The sequence below is a fragment of the Pectobacterium betavasculorum genome, assembly GCF_000749845.1.
Taxonomy (GTDB): domain Bacteria; phylum Pseudomonadota; class Gammaproteobacteria; order Enterobacterales; family Enterobacteriaceae; genus Pectobacterium; species Pectobacterium betavasculorum.
In genome coordinates this window covers 1-2,136 of record NZ_JQHM01000040.1, presented here as the reverse complement: position 1 = coordinate 2,136, position 2,136 = coordinate 1, and the positions used below count along the sequence as shown (strand labels likewise).

At 56.6% G+C, this 2,136-nt stretch carries 1 protein-coding gene; it reads right to left on the bottom strand.

The genetic code is table 11. From position 1 onward, the window contains the following. Positions 1–2,136 (bottom strand): beta strand repeat-containing protein (locus KP22_RS20965; protein ID WP_039326281.1); only part of this gene is annotated, 2,136 nt, incomplete at both ends.

Here is a 2,136-nt window from a genome sequence, read left to right as displayed (position 1 = left end):
CGCTCCAGGTTTTGCCATCGGCATTGACCGTGGTCTGGTAGGTCTCGCTGCCGACGGTGACCGTCACCGCATCACCGGCCTGAACCTCATTGCCCACCTGACCCGTAACAGAGATCGTCTGGCCGGATTCAGTGGCGTTAATCACATTATCACTGGTGATATCGTCGATAGTAATCGACGCCGCTGGCGCATCGGTATCCACGCCATAAGCGTGAGTAGAGTTTGCAGTGGTGACATTGCCTGCGGTATCGCGGGTGGTGACCGTGGCACTCACATCACCATTGGCGGCCAGCACCGAACCGGGAACGTTCACGCTCCAGGTCTTGCCGTCGGCATTCACCGTGGTCTGGTAGGTCTCGCTGCCGACGGTGACTGTCACCGTATCACCCGCTTTAACATCGTTATCCACGTTACCGGTGACCGCAATCGTCTGACCCGACTCGCTGGCGTTAATCACGTTATCTGAGGTGATATCGTCGATAGTAATGGTCGCGGTGGGCGCAACCGTATCGACGCTGTACGCATGGCTGGTATTCGCTGTAGTGACATTGCCTGCGGTATCACGGGTGGTGACGGTGGCGCTCACATCACCATTAGCAGCTAATACAGAACCCGGAACATTGACGCTCCAGGTTTTGCCATCGGCATTCACGGTCGTTTGATAAGTTTCCGAGCCGACGGTAACGGTAATCGCATCACCCGCTTTCACGTCGTTATCAACGTTACCGGTGACGGCAATGGCCTGGCCGGATTCGCTGGCATTGATGACGTTATCACTGGTGACGTTATCGATTGAGATCGATGCTACTGGTGCCACCGTATCCACGCCGTAGGTATGGTTAGTGTTCGCAGTGGCCACATTGCCTGCGGTATCACGGGTGGTGACGGTGGCACTCACGTCGCCATTGGCGGCCAATACAGAGCCCGGAACATTGACACTCCAGGTCTTGCCATCGGCATTCACCGTGGTCTGATAGGTCTCGGTGCCGACGGTTACTGTCACTGCATCACCGGCCTGAACCTCATTGCCCACCTGACCCGTAACAGAGATCGTCTGGCCGGATTCGCTGGCGTTAATCACATTATCTGAGGTGATATCGTCGATAGTTATCGACGCGGTCGGTGCGACGGTATCGACACCGTAAGCGTGACTGGTATTCGCTGTAGTCACGTTGCCTGCGGTATCGCGGGTGGTAACGGTGGCGCTCACATCACCATTAGCAGCCAGCACAGCACCGGGAACATTCACGCCCCAGGTCTTGCCGTCGGCATTCACCGTGGTCTGATACGTTTCCGTGCCGACGGTTACTGTCACTGCATCACCGGCTTTGACGTCATTATCGACCTGACCGGTGACCGCAATGGTCTGACCGGATTCGGCTGCATTAATCACATTATCCGAGGTGACGTTATCGATAGTAATCGACGCGGTCGGTGCGACGGTATCCACGTCATAAACGTGACTGGTATTGGCGGTGGTGACATTGCCTGCGGTATCGCGGGTGGTGACCGTGGCGCTGACATCACCATTGGCGCCCAGCACTGAACCCGGCACATTCACGCTCCAGGTTTTGCCATCGGCATTCACCGTGGTCTGATAGGTCTCGGTGCCGACGGTAACGGTAATCGCATCGCCCGCTTTCACGTCGTTATCGACCTGACCGGTGACCGCAATCGTCTGATCGGATTCGGCCAAGTTAATCACGTTATCGCTGGTCACATCGTCGATAGTAATGGAGGCCGCTGGCGCATCGGTATCCACGCCATAAGCGTGACTGGTATTGGCCGTGGTCACATTGCCTGCGGTATCGCGGGTGGTAACCGTCGCACTCACCTCACCATTGGCGGCCAGCACCGAACCCGGCACATTGACGCTCCAGGTTTTACCATCGGCATTCACCGTGGTCTGATAGGTCTCGCTGCCAACGGTGACCGTCACCGCATCACCGGCCTTGACGTCATTATCCACGTTACCGGTGACCGCAATCGTCTGACCGGACTCGCTGGCATTAATCACGTTATCGCTGGTGACATCGTCGATGGTAATGGATGCTACTGGTGCCACGGTATCCACGCCGTAAGTATGAGTGGTATTCGCAGTGGTGAGGTTGCCTGCATTATCACGCGTGGTGACCG